Here is a 15,573-nt window from a genome sequence, read left to right on the forward strand (position 1 = left end):
TATGTGACACATACCGTAGGCGAGCACGCCGATGGGCGTCAACCACGTGACCGGTCACCGGGCGCGCAGCCCGATACACCGATCTCACCACCCACGGCACGCGTCATCAGCATTCTGGAACATCTTGTCCGCGCCGAATCATCTGACGACACCGGCTCGATGACGCTTGCCGAGATCGTGCGCGCCACCGGATCGTCGCGGGCGACCGCACACGCGATCGTCGGCGAGCTGGCCGCGCACGGCTGGGTCGTACGCGACGAGGACACCGGCGCCTTCCGCGTCGGCCCGGCGTTCGTCACGCTCGGACGCACCGCCGCCGCGGGCGATCACATCACCGACTGGGCGGCCACCGCCCTGCGCAGCCTGACGCACACCGTCGGCATGCCCGGATTCGTCGCCCGCCGAACCGATTCCGACACCGTGACCGTCGTCGATCACAGCGGAGACACCACCGCGACCCCCTGGTTCACCCCCGGCCGCCGCATGCGGCTGCGTCCGCCGAACTGCCGGGAGTTCATGGCGTGGGCGCCGACCACCGAACAGAACGACTGGATCGCGCACGCGCCCGCCGGCACCGCGAATCGTCTGCGGCAGGCGCTGGCCGCCATCCGCGAACGCGGCTACTCCATCGAACGCATGACCACCGACCACACACAGGTCGTCGCGGCACTCGATTCGATCGACGGTGTCTCCGACCGGCTGCGATCGCGTGTGGGCGATCTGCTGAGTGAACTCACCACCATCGACTATCTGCCGGACGAACTGACCGGGGACATCACGGCCATGACCGTCGGTGCACCGATCTTCGATGCGGAGGGAGATGTGGTCGCCTCGATCGTGATGTGTCCCGGAATCACCCTGGACGCAACGGAACTCGTGCGACTCGGCGAGGCCACACGAACCGCGGCCGACCAGGTGTCGGGCTACCTGCGCTGAGCGCCCGATCAGATGACGCCGAGCGCCAGCATCGCGTCGGCGACCTGGGTGAAGCCCGCGATGTTGGCACCCGCGACGTAGTTGCCGGGCACGCCGTACTCCTCCGCGGTGTGCAGGCAGCGATCGTGGATTCCGGTCATGATGTCCGACAACCGGTCTTCGGTGTGTTCGAAGCTCCACGAGTCGCGAGAGGCGTTCTGCTGCATCTCGAGCGCACTCGTCGCGACACCGCCTGCGTTGGCCGCCTTGCCGGGAGCGAAGGTCACGCCCGCACCGGTGAGAACACGGATGGCCTCCGGGGTCGTCGGCATGTTCGCGCCCTCCGCGACCACCTGACAGCCGTTGGCGACCAGGGCCTCGGCATCGGTCTCGGTCAGTTCGTTCTGCGTCGCGCACGGCAGGGCGATGTCGGTCGGCACGTCCCAGATGCTGCCCCCGGTGACCACACGCGCGGAACCACCGCGCGCCGCCGCGTAATCCTCGATGCGTTCGCGGCGTTCCTGCTTGATCTCCTTGAGAAGGCCGCAGTCGATGCCCTTCTCGTCCACCACGTAACCGCCGGAGTCGGAGCACGCGATGACCCGGCCGCCGAGTTCGTGCACCTTCTCGATGGCGTAGATCGCGACGTTGCCTGAGCCGGACACCACGACCTGCTTGCCCTCGAAGCTCTGCCCCGACGCCTTGAGCATCTCGCGGACGAAGTAGACGGTGCCGTAGCCGGTGGCCTCGGTGCGCACCTGCGATCCGCCCCAGGAGATGCCCTTGCCGGTGAGCACGCCCGATTCGTAGCGGTTGGTGATGCGCTTGTACTGGCCGAAGAGGTAGCCGATCTCGCGGCCGCCCACACCGATGTCACCGGCCGGGACGTCGGTGTACTCACCGATGTGACGGTAGAGCTCGGTCATGAAGGACTGACAGAACCGCATGACCTCGCCGTCGGAGCGGCCCTTGGGGTCGAAGTCGGAGCCGCCCTTGCCGCCGCCGATGGGCAGGCCGGTCAGCGCGTTCTTGAAGATCTGCTCGAATCCGAGGAACTTGACGATGCCGAGGTAGACGCTCGGGTGGAAGCGCAGGCCACCCTTGTACGGTCCGAGCGCCGAGTTGAATTCGACGCGGAAACCGCGGTTGATCTGCACCTGCCCCTTGTCGTCGGTCCACGGCACGCGGAAGATGATCTGCCGTTCGGGCTCACAGAGCCGGCGGATGACCTCGGTGCTCAGATAATGCGGATGCTTGGCGACGACCGGTCCGAGGCTTTCGAAGACCTCACGCGCCGCCTGATGGAACTCGGTCTCACCCGGGTTGCGTGCGACCACCTCGTCGAACAGTTCCTGTAACTGCGGCGCGAATTCGGACACGCAGACCTCCAAAGACAAACGGACAGACCGGCTCAGCCTATCGTCCGACAGGATCCACCCAACGGTCCCATCCCCCGATTTCACACTTATGCCCCGGACCTGGCATATCCGTGCAAACGGTCACAACACGACAGCGACCGTCCACCACCGACCGTAACGCGCTGCGGTCGATCCCGGCGCGGTCCTGCGGCGGCAGCATCGTCGTTCCCTGACCGATCGCGCCGACGCCCTGAGACCCGACTACCAACCAAGCACTTGCTAGGTTAGGCTCGTGGGCATGAGCGACGCCGTCATCCCACCTGCCCTCGGCCGTGACGACCTGGGACCGGACTCCTCGCCGGTCGCCTACGAGGTCGGCGGCCCGGACAACGCGGTCGCCTATGTGACGCTCAACCGGCCCGATTACCGGAACGCACAGAACTCGGTGATGACGTACTCACTGGATGCGGCGTTCCGGAAAGCCGTCGACGACAATGCGGTCAAGGTGATCGTGCTGCGGGCCAACGGCAAGCACTTCTCCGCTGGCCATGACATCGGCACACCGGAACGCGACTTCGACACGTATTACGACAACGTCGCCACCCTGCACTGGGATCACACCCGCGGCGACGGTCAGCCCCTCGACAGCAACCAGCGCCTCGCCCGCGAGATCGAGGTGTACATGGGGATGTGCCGCCGCTGGCGCGACATCCCGAAGCCGATGATCGCCCAGGTGCACGGCGCCTGCATCGCGGGCGGTCTGATGCTCGCCTGGATCTGTGATTTCATCGTCGCCTCCGACGACGCCTTCTTCTCCGATCCGGTGGCCCGCATGGGCATCCCGGGGGTCGAGTACTTCGCCCACGCCTACGCACTCGGCACCCGCCGCGCGAAGGAGATCCTGTTCACCGGTGAGCGCTTCACCGCGGCGCAGGCCGCCGAGTGGGGCATGGTGAATCACGTTGTGCCGCTCGACGATCTCGGTACGAAGGTCGACGCCATCGCCGAGAAGATGGTCGCGATGCCGATGCAGGGACTGTTCCTGAGCAAGAAGGCCGTCAACATCTGCGAGGACCAGATGGGATTGCGCAACGCGATGGAGTCGGTCTTCGGCTGGCACCACTACGCGCATGCGGCCAACGATGCCGATTCCGGCGACTCGCTCGGTGGCATGGACGCGAAGTCGATGAAGGCATCTGCCGAGAAGAACGCAGCGGAGAAGGGCTGACATGGACCTGTTGTTCGACGACGCCGCGCAGGCGTTCCGCGCCGAGGTGCGCGCCTGGCTGGCCGATCATGTTCCGGCCGAACCACTTCCCTCGATGGACACCGCCGACGGCTTCGAGGCCCACCGCGAGTGGGAGCGGACGCTGGCGGCCGACAAGATGTCGGTGGTCAGCTGGCCCGAGGAGTACGGCGGCCGCGACGTACCGCTGCTGCACTGGGTGATCTTCGAGGAGGAGTACTACCGTTCGGGCGCGCCCGGACGTGTCAGCCAGAACGGCATCTTCCTGCTCGCCCCAACACTTTTCGAGCATGCCAAGCCGGAACAGCTGGACCGCATCATGCCGCGCATGGCTCGCGCCGACGACATCTGGGGTCAGGCCTGGAGTGAACCGGAGGCCGGTAGCGACCTCGCGTCGCTGCGATCCACCGCGACGCGCACCGAGGGTGGCTGGCTGCTGAACGGCCAGAAGACCTGGAGTTCGCGATCCAGCTTCGCCGACTGGGGTTTCGGACTGTTCCGTTCCGACAAGGACGCGCAGCGCCACAAGGGCATCACCTACTTCATGTTCGACCTGCGTAGCCCCGGCGTCACCGTCCGGCCGATCGAACAGCTCGACGGCGAGCACGGTTTCGCGGAGCTGTTCCTCGAAGATGTCTTCGTCCCCGACGACCCGGCCAACCCGGGTGACTCGGGCGTGATCGGCGAGGTCAACAACGGGTGGAAGGTCGCGATGAGCACCGCCGCCAATGAGCGCGGGTTGTCGCTGCGGGCACCCGGCCGCTTCCTCGCCACCACCGATCGACTCGTCGAGCTGTGGCGCCGGAACCGCGACACCGTGCCGACGACCGCGAATGTCGATGCGCGCGTCGCCGATGCGTGGATCGGATCGCGGGCCTACGAGTTGTCGACCTATCAGACAGTGAGCCGCCTGGCCGCCGGCGGCCAACTCGGCATGGAGTCGTCGATCAACAAGGTGTTCTGGTCGCAGTGGGACATCGCGGCGCATGAGACCGCACTCGATCTGCAGGGCCAGGACGCCGAACTGGACGACGCCTGGACGGACGGCTACATCTTCTCACTGTCGGGTCCGATTTACGCCGGCACCAATGAGATTCAGCGCAATGTGATCGCGGAACGCCTCCTCGGCCTTCCGCGTGGGGACAGGTGACGTCATGGAATTCCTGCTGTCCGACATCCACGACGACCTCGCGTCGACCGTCGATGCCCAGCTGTCGAAGGCCGATATCCCGGCCCGCGCCCGTGCCTGGGCGAACGGGGACCGCGAACCGGTGATCGAGGTCTTCGCCGGCCTCGCCGACACCGGCGTCAATGGTCTGCTGATCGACGAGGCCGAAGGCGGCAGCAGCGCCGGGGCCATCGAACTCGTGGTGGCCCTGGAACAGATCGGCCGCCACGCACTGCCCGGCCCGGTGGTGGAGAGCATCGCCGTACTGCCGACTCTGTTCCACTCCGCCGGTGTGCGCGGCGCTCCCGTGACCGCACTCGCCGAAGGTGCGTTCGCGACCGTCTCGATTCCGTCGCTGGCAACTCTGGCACCGATCGCCGACACGGCGTATCTGGTCCGCGACGGCGTGCTCAGCACCGCCACCATCGGCGAACCCCGGGCCACCGTCGATCCCGCCCGGCAGGTCGCCGAACTGAGCCCGGCCGACACCCTGGCCTCCGGCGTCGACGTCGACGACGCGGTCGACATGGGCATCCTCGGCACCGCCGCGCAACTGCTCGGCATGGCGAGCGCCATGCTCGCGCTCGCCGCGGAATACGCGCAGGCGCGCAAGCAGTTCGGCAAGGCCATCGGCTCCTTCCAGGCGGTGAAACACCATCTCGCCGACGTGGCGATCGCCATCGAGATGGCCCGGCCGCTCGTGCATGCGGCGGCGCTGGGCGTCGACGGTCAGATGCCCGAGGACACCGATGTCCGCCGCGACATCGCGGCCGCGAAGGTGGCCGCGGGCGATGCCGCGTACCTCGCGTCACGACGCGCGCTGCAGGTCCTCGGCGCCATCGGCTACACCACCGAACACGACCTGTCGCTCTACCTGACATCCACCCGCGCCCTGCTGTCCGCCTGGGGCACACCGGCCGTGCTGCGCGAACGAGTGCTGGAGACCCTCCGATGACCACCCCCGGGGCGATCTCCGCCGACGAACGCGAAGCACTCGCCGAGGCCATCCGCGAGGTCGTCCGCAAACGCGGCGACTCGGCCGCCGCCCGTGCGGCGATGCGCGCCACCCCTCGGCTGGACCGATCCCTGTGGGAGACGCTCACCGCCGAGATCGGTGTTGCGGCACTGCCGATTCCGGATACCTACGGAGGCGCGGACGCAACCTTCGTCGAGACCGGCGCGGTGCTCGAAGAACTCGGCGCGTCACTGAGTCCCGTCCCCGTATTCTCCAGTGCGCTGGCCACGGTCGCGCTCCTGCTCGCCGACGACCCCGACACCAACGCCCGACTGCTGCCCGGTATCGCCTCCGGCGAACTGATCGTCACCGGCTGCGGCGCGGGACCGACCGGCTGGCTGAGCCCGGGTGTCACCGCGGACGGCGGATTGCTCAACGGCACAGCCGAATACGTCATCGACGGCGAGTCGGCCGATGTACTCCTGGTCTTCGCCGGGACCGGCAACCGGGTCACCCTGCACGTCGTCGACACGACGGCCGACGGCATCACGATCACGCCGCTGCCGGTACTCGACCCGAGCCGCCCACTGGCACGCATCACCTTCGACGAGACACCGGCGACCAGCATCCCGTCCGGACCGGATCTCGCGGTCCGCGTGCGCTCCGCCGCATGGGCCCTGCTGTCCGCCGAACAGGTCGGCGGTATGGCCGCGGCCCTGGACCTGACGGTCGACTACACGAAGTCCCGCAAGCAGTTCGGTCGCACCATCGGTTCCTTCCAGGCCCTCAAACACCGGATGGCCGACATGTACGCGCTGGTCGAGTCGAGCCGGTCGATTTCCCGGGCCGCCATCGCCGCGCTCGCCACGGGTGCGCCCGACGCCGACGACCTCGCGGCCGCCGCGCACGTCCACTGCTCCGAGGCCTTCACCCGCGTCACCGGTGAGGGCATTCAATTGCACGGCGGCATCGGCATCACCGCCGAACACGACATCCAGTTGTACTTCAAACGCGCACAGGCCAGTTCACAGTTGTTCGGCCAACCGCACGACGTGGTCGCCGGGCTGACCGAACGCCTCACTCGCTGATCGAGTAGCGCGCGAGCGCAGCGAGCCGGCGCCTCGACCTACCCGATCAGCGACAACCCTCAGCCGACCAACAGAACCCCCAACCGCCTTCTTGGTCCGCGGATAGCCCGGTCAGCGCCCGTCGGCGATGATCGTCGCGATGTTGCGTTCGGCCACCGCGGTGATGGTCAGCGTCGGATTCGACGCGCCTGCCGAGCCGGGCAGCATCGCACCGTCGTTCACGTAGAGATTCCGGTAACCCTTGACGCGGCCGTACTCGTCGCACGCGGTTCCGAGCGTGGCGCCGCCGAGGCAGTGCGCCCATTGCACGTCCGGTTCGTACAGCACCGCTTGTACGGGCAACCCGGACTTCTCCGCCAGCCTGTGCCCGATACGCACACAGTTCGCTTCCACATCGGCGTTGCCCCGGGCCGGCCAGTCGAGGACCACCTGACCGCTGTCACGGTGATACCGGAACGTTCCCCGGGAATCGTCGACCGAGGTGATGCCCACCTTCATGGCCGAGGTGTTCGCTGCCGCGGCGACGTCATCGAGCGGCCCGAGGCCGAACGTCGCGTTCACCACCCCGCGGGCGAACGTGTCCCCGGTGTCGATGAATCCGACTGCGCCGACGGCACTCTGGGTTGCTTTCCGGGTCCCGCCGAGCGCGATGTCGATGTTGCCGTTGCCGTTGTTGCCCCAACCGGTACCGATGTGCTCGTTCAGGTTCGGCAGGGCACCGGTGTCACGCGCCGTCACCAGCAGACGATTGGTCCCCAGACATCCGGCGGCGACCACCAGCCGGTCCGTGGTGAGCGTGCGACGAGCCAGTACGTCCCCGTAGGGGCTCACATAGTCGACGTCGAGGACGAAGCGGCCGGACTTCTCCACATGAATGGCGTTGACCTGATGGCGCGGATGGATGGTCGCCTTGCCCGTCGCCTCGGCGCGCGGCAGGTAGGTGTGGGTCAGGGCATTGAGCGAGCCGTTGGAGTTCGCCAGGGCCGCGGCCGTGGCCATCGGCTTTGCGCGACCGGCGATCTCGTCGCGCAGCACATTCCAGCGCCAGTTTCCCGGTATCGGATGCGGATCGTATCCGGCCCGCCTGCTGACCCGCTCGAAGTCCCGGGCGTTCCGGAAGCTGACGTCGCGGTAGACATCGCCGGGGACGACCGTGGCGCCGAGCCCCGACATCGCCTTCGGATACCAGGTACGCGCCATCTCGTCGTAGTTGACGACCCCCTTGAACACCGCGTCGAACGGTTCCCGCAGTGACTGCGCGGTGATGCCGATGTAGACGACCGACCCTCCGCCGACGGCCGCACCGCACATGATCGCGGCATTGTGGTGCCAGCTGATCTCGAAGATTCCCCCGAAATCGTCGACGGCCGCCATGGCTCCGTACGTCGACGCATACGCCGCCGCCGTGAGAGTCGACGGACCGGCAGGTCCCCGGGAATCATCGGCCAGCGCCCGACTTCCGTGCCACAGCATACGGCCGTCGAGCCCGTAGATCTCCCGCCACGGATCGTTCGGCCAGCGTGACCCGCGTTCGAGCACGGTGGTCTGAATCCCGGCCTGCGCCAACCGAAGCGCGCTGACGGCGCCTCCGAAGCCCGTACCGATGACGATCGCCTCGGAATGCGATCGCGGCGCCGGGACGGGCCGGAAGATCTCCGGCACGAGTTTCTCGTACTGACCGCGTTTCGACAGCGGACCGGCGGCGACAGGCTGCGCGGGCGACGCCGACGCGACCGGTTGCCTGACACCGCCCATACCGGCAGCCGACAGCCCGGCCACCGACATTCCGGCAGCCGTCATCCTCAGAAAAGATCGACGATCCACTTCGCTCCCCCACGGAGTCCCGCCAGGACGATCGCCTCCCCTGACGAACGCAACTGGACCTTCCCCGACCCAGCCTGTACGGGGATAGGGTACCGGATGGAATTTCTTTGCACGCAGCGAATCCCACGTCTCCGGTGCTCGCTCGGCAAAGTTCATACGACCGGTGGACACGGGATCTCGATCACCTCGTCGGCGCCTCGATCATCTCCTACGAGCGGCGGCGGGCCAGCATGTGCACCTCGGGAAACCGGTGATCGTCGTCGGGGCGGCTCACGGAGTGCCAGACCTCGTCGAACCCGTTGTCCGACAGTTCTTTCGACAATCGGGCCGGATGCCAGCGCCAGGCCGGGGCGACCTTGTGATCGAAGGGCTCCGGGTCTCCCGCGGTGTCGGTCGACTGCGAGGCCACGAGGACCGGCGCCCCGGGCGCGAGCATCTCGGCCCAGGCCGCGAACACCGGGCCGACCTGATCCGGTTCCAGGTGGATCAGACTGAACCGGGCCAGCAACGCGGCCGGCTGCTGATGGTGGACCGCGCTCAGGGTGGCGTCATCGATCTGGAACCGCAGGTGAGGATGTTTTTCCCGCGCGATGGTGACCATTCGCACGCTGGGGTCGACACCGACGACGGTCAGTCCGCGGTCCGCGAGTTCGGCGGTCACATGTCCGGGCCCGCAGCCGACGTCGACGGTCGGCCCCGGCAACCCCTCGGCGAGGACGATGTCGGCGAAGGCGTCGACCGCACGCCTCTCCAGCGCGGTGAGATAGGCCTTCGGGAAGGTCTCGGCATAGAGGTCGGCGACGTCGTCGTACAGCGCCGCCGAATGCGTGTCATCGGTATTGCCTGCCATGCCCGCACCCTAGCCTGCTCAGATTCAGGCTGCGCTTCAGCGCGCGAAAGCCCCGCTGACCTGCTCTTCGTCGAGCCCGTAGTCGGACAGCGAATAACGATGCTGCGGTTTCCGGTCCCCCGACTTGCTCTCCGCATCGAGCGTCTCCATGGCGGCGCGCGCCTCGTCCGACACCTCGCTGCCGAGGGCGGCATAGATCCGGTCGACGGTGCCGAAGGGGTCGGAACGCAGGTCGTCGAAGTCCACGTCGACGAACTGTGCCGGGTCGTACCGTGTGCGGGCCTCGGTGAAGTCCCGGAGCCCCCGCGACCACAGTTCGAGCTGCTCGGTCCCGATGGTGTCGCCGACGAAGGTGTTCGACCACCCGCGGGTCGCATGCTCGGCGAGACTGCACATCGACGCGATGATGGTCTCCGGCGGCCGGTGGGTCTGCACGACGAGCGCGTCGGGGTACACCGCCATCAGTGCGTCGAGGGCGAACATGTGGCTGGGGTTCTTCAGGACCCACCGCTTGTCCGGATCATTCATCCCGATCAGTTGCAGATTCGTCCGGTGACGCCGATAGGCGGGCGTCCAATCCTGTTCGCGCAGCCACCGCGAGTACGACGGCACGTGCGCGAGCGATTCGTAGGAGATCGACATGACGTTCTGGCGCAACAGCTGCCAGCATTCCTCGACCTCGTCGGCCGTCATGTAGTGCAGCCCCATAAATTCCGGGTTCTCGACGTGATGCTGTGAGAGGCCGGCATCGATCTGCTGATACACCGGATTGTCCGCCCACTCCGACCGCGGGGGCCGGGGCTGCGGGAACTCGGCGAGCCAGTACTCGAGCCCCTGATGGGCCGGGTCGGCGGCGAGCAGACGATGCAGTGCGGTGGTGCCGGTGCGGGGCAGCCCGGTCACGAAGATCGGCCGGGTGACCGCCACATCCGCGTAGCCGGGGTTGGCCTTCCACGACGCCTCGGACAGCAGTCGCGCGACCAGTGCCCCCTTCAGGAAGAACCGGAACATCTTGCTGCCCGATTCCGTCAGGTCGGCTTCCTGCGCATACGCATCGAGGAGCACCTGCAGACCGTCGATATAGTCGGGCTGTCCGAAGTCGTCGAGACCGGTTGCCCGGGTGGCCGATTCGTGGAGGTCGGCGATACTGCCCACGTCGATGCGGGCTCCGGCACTAGTCATGGTATTCCCCACAGTTCACGTCCAGGGTGTGTCCGGTGATCGCATTCGCCATCGGCGAGGCGAGAAACACCACGGCGTCGGCGATCTCGTCCGGCTCCGGCAGTCGCTTGAGATCGGATTTGCTCGCGGTCTGCTCGTAGACCTGCTCGGGTGTGATGCCGTACTTCGTGGCGACCTCGCCGAAATACCACTTCAACTGATCGTCCCAGATGTAGCCGGGGGCAACGCTGTTGATGCGGATTCCCTTGTCCCCGAGCTCGGTCGCCAGCGACTGCGACATGGCGAGCAACGCCGACTTGGCCATCTTGTAGCTGCCGTAGCGCGGCTCGGAATGCCGGATCACCATCGAGTTGATGTTGACGACGGCACCGTCGGTGTCGGCGAGAGGTTCGGTGAACGCCTTGATGACGCGCAACGTGCCCAGCAGTGTCAGTTCGAGACTGGCGGTGATGTGCTCGAAGTCGGTGCGCGCCAATGGTTTCATCGACGGCAGCGCGAACGCGTTGTTCACCACCGCGTCCACCCGGCCGAAATTCTCCAGGGTGGCGGCGACCAGCCGGTCGACGGCCTCGTCGTCGGTGATGTCGGTGGGCACCACGAGAGTCTCCCCGCCGGCAGCGGCCGCCTCGGCGGCGATGTCGTGCAACCGCGATTCGGTGCGCGCGGCCAGTACGACCTTCGCGCCCGCCGCCGCGGACCGGAGCACGATGGACCGCCCCAGCCCGGGCCCGACACCGGACACCACGACGACCTTGCCGTCAAGCAGCCCCGACGTGTCCGGCGCGCTCATCCCAGCATCCTCTCGGCGAATCCGCGCTGCCGCACGGTGATTCGCTCGGCCCATCCCGCATCGTCGACGACGTTGGTGTCGTGATACGGAAGATGTTCGGCGACGTCCCCGAAGTCGATGACCTGCGCAGTCGGCCCCTGCTCGGGGGTGATCGGCGCATCCACCCGCTGCCACCGGAACTGCATGATCCCCTGCGCGCGACCGGTGGTCTCGATCCAGTTCGCCACACCCGGATTCTTCCGGGACAGCACCATGCGGATCATGCCGTCGGGATCCACCTGCGCCTGTGACGAATTCAGGCTCGTCTGATGATTGACGTAGTCGAGGGAGATGTACCACATACTGCCGAGCTGGAAACCCTGATAGGGCGCAGCCGATTTCGGCACGGTGATGATCATCGCCTCGTCGTCGGCGAGCCGGTAGTGGCCGACCGACGAGAACTGCGTCGAGAGACCGCCCGGCGTGAGACGTGGTGCGGTGAAGGTGTTCACCGGCTCGTCCAGGTAGAACCACTTGGGGAAGTTGAACCAGGTGTGCACCCGGGACTTCAGCATCTTCCCCATCGTCGTGTAGCGCTTGGTCACCCGGGCGAGATCGGGCTCGGCCGGTGCGGTCCCGGTGGTGTCGACACGCTCGATGGAGATCGTACCCTTGCGCTGTGCCCAGTCCCCGTACACCTCTCGCACCGACAGCATCGACGCACCGGCGGGCAGCGTGAAGTAGCCGTCACGCGATTCGTCGAGTGCGGGACCGAAGGTGATCTCGTACGTTCCGTCGTCGGCGATCCCGATCGCGCGATCGTCGAATGCCTCTTCGCCGCCGGGGATCTCGTCCGGCGTGTAGTCGCCCTTGAGTACCTGGAACGCCAGGTCGGTCGTGCTGCCCCGACGGCCGCGCACGATATACGTTCCGTGATCGTCGATGTCCGCGTGATAGTAGAGGGTGTCCGGGTTGTCGAGGCCCATCTTCGTCATCGGCCCCGTGGACGTCACGAAGTTCGGGTGGGAGATATTGCGCGACCGCACCGTCTGGACGATCGCCGCGATGCTCCCGGCCAGGTAGTCGAGCCCCTCGGCCAGATCCTGCTCGGTCTCGATGAACTCCGCACCGGCGATGAGCTTTTCGCACTCGGCGATGGCATCGGTGAACGGCCGGGTCACGGTGGTGTCAGGGGTCGCGTTCGCGGAATCCGTCGAGTCCGTCATAGCCAGGTGTCGCCTCCGGTCCAGGTGAGGAAGTTGTCCAGTTCGGCCTGCGCGGGCGTGACGCGGGGATGCTCGGTGGACAGGTATCCGCCGCGATAGAACAGCAAGGGCTTGTCCTGCAACACATCACCCAGCGTCTTGGCACGTCCGATGACGATGAAGTGATCGCCGCCGTCGGTCACCTGCTCGACGTCACATTCCACCCAGGTGAGCGAGTGCCGGATCACCGGCAGTCCCTGCGGGGACGGGTCCCAGGTGATGTTGCGGAACTTGTCGTCGCCCGGCGCACCGAAGGCCGCGCTCACGTCCTGCTGACGATTCGACAGCACGTTGACGCAGAACTTGCCGGACTTCTCGATGACCGGCCAGCTCCGCGAGGTCTTCATCGGACAGAACAGCACCAGCGGCGGATCCAGTGACAGCGCGGCGAAGGACTGGCAGGCGAATCCGACCGGGGCGCCCGCGTCATCGATGGTCGTGATGACCGTGACCCCCGTGCAGAACTGGCCCATGGCGGTACGGAACTGCCGGGAGTCGAAATCCGACGACCCATACGGTGTCTGTGTCACGGCGATCAGTCCCGGAAACCGACGGTGAAGTCATGTCCCCACAGGCTGACCGCGGTGGACTCACGCGCCACCCACTCGTCGTCGTCGACCTGTCTTCCCTCACAACCGTATTCGACGTCGAAACCGCCGGGTGTCTTCATGTAGAAGGACAGCATCAGGTCGTTGACGTGACGGCCGAGTGACGCCGACATCTTCACCTTCTTGCGCAGAGCGCGGTCGAGGCAGAGTCCGACGTCGTCGGAGTTCTCCACCTCGATCATCAGGTGCACGATGCCGGTGCTGTTCGGAATGGGCAGGAAGGCCAGGGAATGATGGCGCGGGTTGCAGCCCAGGAAACGCAGCCACGGCGACTCGTCGCCCTCCTCGCGACCGACGGCCTGCGGGGGCAGACGCATCGAGTCCCGGAGGGAGAAGCCGAGCACGTCGCGGTAGAAGGCCAGTGCCGCGGCGTCGTCGTCGCAGGTCAGCACCACATGTCCGAGGCCCTGCTCACCGGTCACGAAGCGGTGACCGTACGGGCTGACGATGCGTCGATGCTGAAGTGCCACACCGTGAAAGACCTCGAGAGTGTTGCCCGCCGGGTCGTCGAAGACGATCATCTCGTCGACCTGCCGGTCGAGGAGTTCCTCGTCCTTGGCCTCACGGAAGATCACACCCGCGGCCGAGAGCCGGTCGCGAACGTCCTGCAGCGCTGCGGCATTCGCACATTCCCAGCCGGACGACGCGATGTGATCGCGGTCGGAGGGCACGATGACCAGGCGTGCCGGGAAGTCGTCCATGCGGAAGTACAGGGCACCCTCGACGGTGCCCTTGCCCTCGATGAGGCCGAGGACCTTGAGGCCGTACTCACGCCACGCGTCGATGTCGGTGGCCTCGATGCGCATATATCCCAGGGACTTGATCGGGCTGTCACTCATCTCGAAATTGCTCCTGTTGCTTGGTGATCCGTGCTGAGACCTGCAAGCGGATCAGCGGACGGCGTGCGCCGCTGATCCGCAAGCAAGGCTCACACCATCGTGTCGCCGACGGGGATGCCGAATTCGTTGTTGCCGAAGGCCACGTAGGCGCGTTCGGGATCGTTCGCTGCATGCACCCGGCCGGCGTGGGCGTCACGCCAGAACCGCTGGATCGGGTTGTCGACGTTGAGCGCACCCGCACCCGAGTTCTCGAAGAGACTGTCGATCGACGCGATGGCGCGGGCGGTGGCACGCACCTGGTCGCGACGGGCCGCGGTGCGCAGCTCCATCGGGATCTCCTCGCCGGCGAGGATCAAGTCGTATTCGGCCTGCAGGTTGCCCGACAGCTGACGCCAGGAGGCATCGATGTCGCTGGCGGCACCGGCGATACGGACCTTGGCGAACGGGTCGTCCTTGGACTTCTCCCCGGCGTAGGCCGCGCGCACACGCTTGCCCTGATGCTCGACATGCGCGTTGTAGGCGCCGTACGCCATGCCGACGATCGGCGTGGAGATGGTGCTGGGATGGATTGTGCCCCACGGCATCTTGTACACCGGCGCGGTGTTCTGCTCGAGACCCGGGCTCCGGTACTCGGCCATCGTCCGCATGCTCAGCACGCGATGGGTCGGCACGAAGGCGTCCTTGACCTCGAGGGTGTTGGAACCGGTGCCCTTGAGGCCCACCACATTCCAGACATCCTTGATGTTGTAGTCCGAGCGCGGCAGCAGGTAGCTCACGAAGTCGACCGGACGGCCGTCCTTGATGACCGGTCCGCCGACGAAGGTCCAGTCGGCGATCTCACAGCCGGACGAGAACGCCCAGTTGCCGTTCACCTTGTAGCCGCCGTCGACGACCTCGCCCATACCCATCGGTGCATACGACGAGGAAATGCGGACGTTGGGATCGTCGCCCCAGACCTCTTCCTGCGCCTGCTGGCCGAACAGGGCGAGGTGCCAGTTGTGGATGCCGATGATGCCGGCGACCCAACCGGTGGAACCGCATGCGGTGGAGATGCGGCGCACCGCCTCGTAGAAGGTGACCGGATCCACCTGGTATCCGCCCCACTGCTCGGGCTGCATCAGTTTGAAGAAGCCCGCGTCCTGCAGGCTCGACACCGTCTCCTCCGGGATACGCCGCAGATCCTCGGTGGCCTGTGTCCGCTGCTCGATCTCGGGCAGCAGAGCGTTGATCTTCTCCAGGACCTGCTCTGCGGCCTCACTCCGTTGTGCTGGCATCTCGCCGCTCCTTGTCGTTCTCCTCGGCCCTGAAAGGGTCGACCTGGTTCTCGTCCGAATCCGAGACTAGAACACGTTCTCATTTATGTCGAGCGCTGCGCGTTTGCCGGGTCTTCCGACCCTTTTTCGTCGTCCGAACGGCGCAACCCCCTGGCCATTTTTGAAACTTGTTCTAGTATTGAGGCAGGCGGGAACCGACACAACCCACGGTCCCGCATACCGAAACGACAGG

Annotated in this window: 14 protein-coding genes; 5 read left to right on the top strand and 9 right to left on the bottom strand. The window is 66.5% G+C overall.

What is annotated here, in order from left to right:
* Positions 1–3: 3 nt before the first annotated feature.
* Positions 4–936: an IclR family transcriptional regulator gene (locus tag AC4JJG_RS03510; protein ID WP_495398916.1), complete on the top strand. Its 933-nt coding sequence runs from the start codon at positions 4–6 to the stop codon at positions 934–936.
* A gap of 8 nt (positions 937–944) precedes the next feature.
* Here the strand turns inward: AC4JJG_RS03510 and gdhA are convergent, their stop codons facing one another.
* Positions 945–2,294, bottom strand: a complete 1,350-nt coding sequence (gene gdhA, locus AC4JJG_RS03515; RefSeq protein WP_495398915.1) for an NADP-specific glutamate dehydrogenase — start codon at positions 2,292–2,294, stop codon at positions 945–947.
* A gap of 277 nt (positions 2,295–2,571) precedes the next feature.
* Here gdhA and AC4JJG_RS03520 point away from each other — a divergent pair, with 277 nt between their 5' ends.
* The 4 genes from AC4JJG_RS03520 to AC4JJG_RS03535 are packed head-to-tail and all read left to right on the top strand — an operon-like array spanning position 2,572 to position 6,730.
* Entirely contained in the window at positions 2,572–3,501 is a 930-nt protein-coding gene (locus AC4JJG_RS03520; protein ID WP_495398914.1) for an enoyl-CoA hydratase, read from the top strand.
* A 1-nt stretch (position 3,502) separates the two neighbouring features.
* Positions 3,503–4,669, top strand: a complete 1,167-nt coding sequence (locus AC4JJG_RS03525; protein ID WP_495398913.1) for an acyl-CoA dehydrogenase family protein — start codon at positions 3,503–3,505, stop codon at positions 4,667–4,669.
* 4 nt (positions 4,670–4,673) lie between these two features.
* Entirely contained in the window at positions 4,674–5,642 is a 969-nt protein-coding gene (locus AC4JJG_RS03530; protein WP_495398912.1) for an acyl-CoA dehydrogenase family protein, read from the top strand.
* Positions 5,639–6,730, top strand: a complete 1,092-nt coding sequence (locus AC4JJG_RS03535) for an acyl-CoA dehydrogenase family protein (RefSeq protein ID WP_495398911.1) — start codon at positions 5,639–5,641, stop codon at positions 6,728–6,730. The genes AC4JJG_RS03530 and AC4JJG_RS03535 overlap by 4 nt, the downstream gene beginning before the upstream one ends.
* Positions 6,731–6,841: 111 nt before the next feature.
* Here AC4JJG_RS03535 and AC4JJG_RS03540 read toward each other — a convergent pair whose 3' ends face one another.
* From AC4JJG_RS03540 to hsaA, 8 genes are all read right to left on the bottom strand, one after another.
* Positions 6,842–8,530, bottom strand: a complete 1,689-nt coding sequence (locus AC4JJG_RS03540) for a GMC oxidoreductase (RefSeq protein ID WP_495398910.1) — start codon at positions 8,528–8,530, stop codon at positions 6,842–6,844.
* A 232-nt stretch (positions 8,531–8,762) separates the two neighbouring features.
* The gene (locus tag AC4JJG_RS03545) at positions 8,763–9,404 is read right to left on the bottom strand and encodes a class I SAM-dependent methyltransferase (protein WP_495398909.1); all 642 of its coding nucleotides are present in this window, start codon (positions 9,402–9,404) and stop codon (positions 8,763–8,765) included.
* 36 nt (positions 9,405–9,440) lie between these two features.
* Entirely contained in the window at positions 9,441–10,586 is a 1,146-nt protein-coding gene (locus AC4JJG_RS03550) for a sulfotransferase family protein (RefSeq protein ID WP_495398908.1), read from the bottom strand.
* Positions 10,579–11,376: an SDR family oxidoreductase gene (locus AC4JJG_RS03555; protein ID WP_495398907.1), complete on the bottom strand. Its 798-nt coding sequence runs from the start codon at positions 11,374–11,376 to the stop codon at positions 10,579–10,581. Before AC4JJG_RS03555 ends, AC4JJG_RS03550 begins: the two co-directional genes overlap by 8 nt.
* Positions 11,373–12,581, bottom strand: coding sequence for a hypothetical protein (locus AC4JJG_RS03560; RefSeq protein ID WP_495398906.1), 1,209 nt, complete (start codon positions 12,579–12,581; stop codon positions 11,373–11,375). Before AC4JJG_RS03560 ends, AC4JJG_RS03555 begins: the two co-directional genes overlap by 4 nt.
* A complete protein-coding gene (hsaB, locus tag AC4JJG_RS03565) occupies positions 12,578–13,150 on the bottom strand; it encodes a 3-hydroxy-9,10-secoandrosta-1,3,5(10)-triene-9,17-dione monooxygenase reductase subunit (RefSeq protein WP_495398905.1) in 573 nt (190 codons plus the stop codon). The genes AC4JJG_RS03560 and hsaB overlap by 4 nt, the downstream gene beginning before the upstream one ends.
* Before the next feature lie 5 nt (positions 13,151–13,155).
* Positions 13,156–14,067 carry an iron-dependent extradiol dioxygenase HsaC gene (gene hsaC / locus AC4JJG_RS03570; RefSeq protein ID WP_495398904.1) on the bottom strand — a complete coding sequence of 304 codons (912 nt, stop codon included), beginning with the start codon at positions 14,065–14,067 and terminating at the stop codon, positions 13,156–13,158.
* An 89-nt stretch (positions 14,068–14,156) separates the two neighbouring features.
* Positions 14,157–15,341 carry a 3-hydroxy-9,10-secoandrosta-1,3,5(10)-triene-9,17-dione monooxygenase oxygenase subunit gene (hsaA, locus tag AC4JJG_RS03575; RefSeq protein WP_495398903.1) on the bottom strand — a complete coding sequence of 395 codons (1,185 nt, stop codon included), beginning with the start codon at positions 15,339–15,341 and terminating at the stop codon, positions 14,157–14,159.
* Positions 15,342–15,573 lie beyond the last annotated feature (232 nt).

The organism is Gordonia sp. B8661-1, assembly GCF_059427765.1.

Excerpts from the sequence above, each read along its gene's own strand:
- AC4JJG_RS03520 (WP_495398914.1), top strand. The coding sequence starts at position 2,572 with ATGAGCGACGCCGTCATCCCACCTGCCCTCGGCCGTGACGACCTGGGA.
- AC4JJG_RS03525 (WP_495398913.1), top strand. The coding sequence starts at position 3,503 with ATGGACCTGTTGTTCGACGACGCCGCGCAGGCGTTCCGCGCCGAGGTG.
- AC4JJG_RS03530 (WP_495398912.1), top strand. The coding sequence starts at position 4,674 with ATGGAATTCCTGCTGTCCGACATCCACGACGACCTCGCGTCGACCGTC.
- AC4JJG_RS03535 (WP_495398911.1), top strand. The coding sequence starts at position 5,639 with ATGACCACCCCCGGGGCGATCTCCGCCGACGAACGCGAAGCACTCGCC.
- AC4JJG_RS03540 (WP_495398910.1), bottom strand. The coding sequence starts at position 8,530 with ATGACGGCTGCCGGAATGTCGGTGGCCGGGCTGTCGGCTGCCGGTATG.
- AC4JJG_RS03545 (WP_495398909.1), bottom strand. The coding sequence starts at position 9,404 with ATGGCAGGCAATACCGATGACACGCATTCGGCGGCGCTGTACGACGAC.
- AC4JJG_RS03550 (WP_495398908.1), bottom strand. The coding sequence starts at position 10,586 with ATGACTAGTGCCGGAGCCCGCATCGACGTGGGCAGTATCGCCGACCTC.
- AC4JJG_RS03555 (WP_495398907.1), bottom strand. The coding sequence starts at position 11,376 with ATGAGCGCGCCGGACACGTCGGGGCTGCTTGACGGCAAGGTCGTCGTG.
- AC4JJG_RS03560 (WP_495398906.1), bottom strand. The coding sequence starts at position 12,581 with ATGACGGACTCGACGGATTCCGCGAACGCGACCCCTGACACCACCGTG.
- hsaC (WP_495398904.1), bottom strand. The coding sequence starts at position 14,067 with ATGAGTGACAGCCCGATCAAGTCCCTGGGATATATGCGCATCGAGGCC.
- hsaA (WP_495398903.1), bottom strand. The coding sequence starts at position 15,341 with ATGCCAGCACAACGGAGTGAGGCCGCAGAGCAGGTCCTGGAGAAGATC.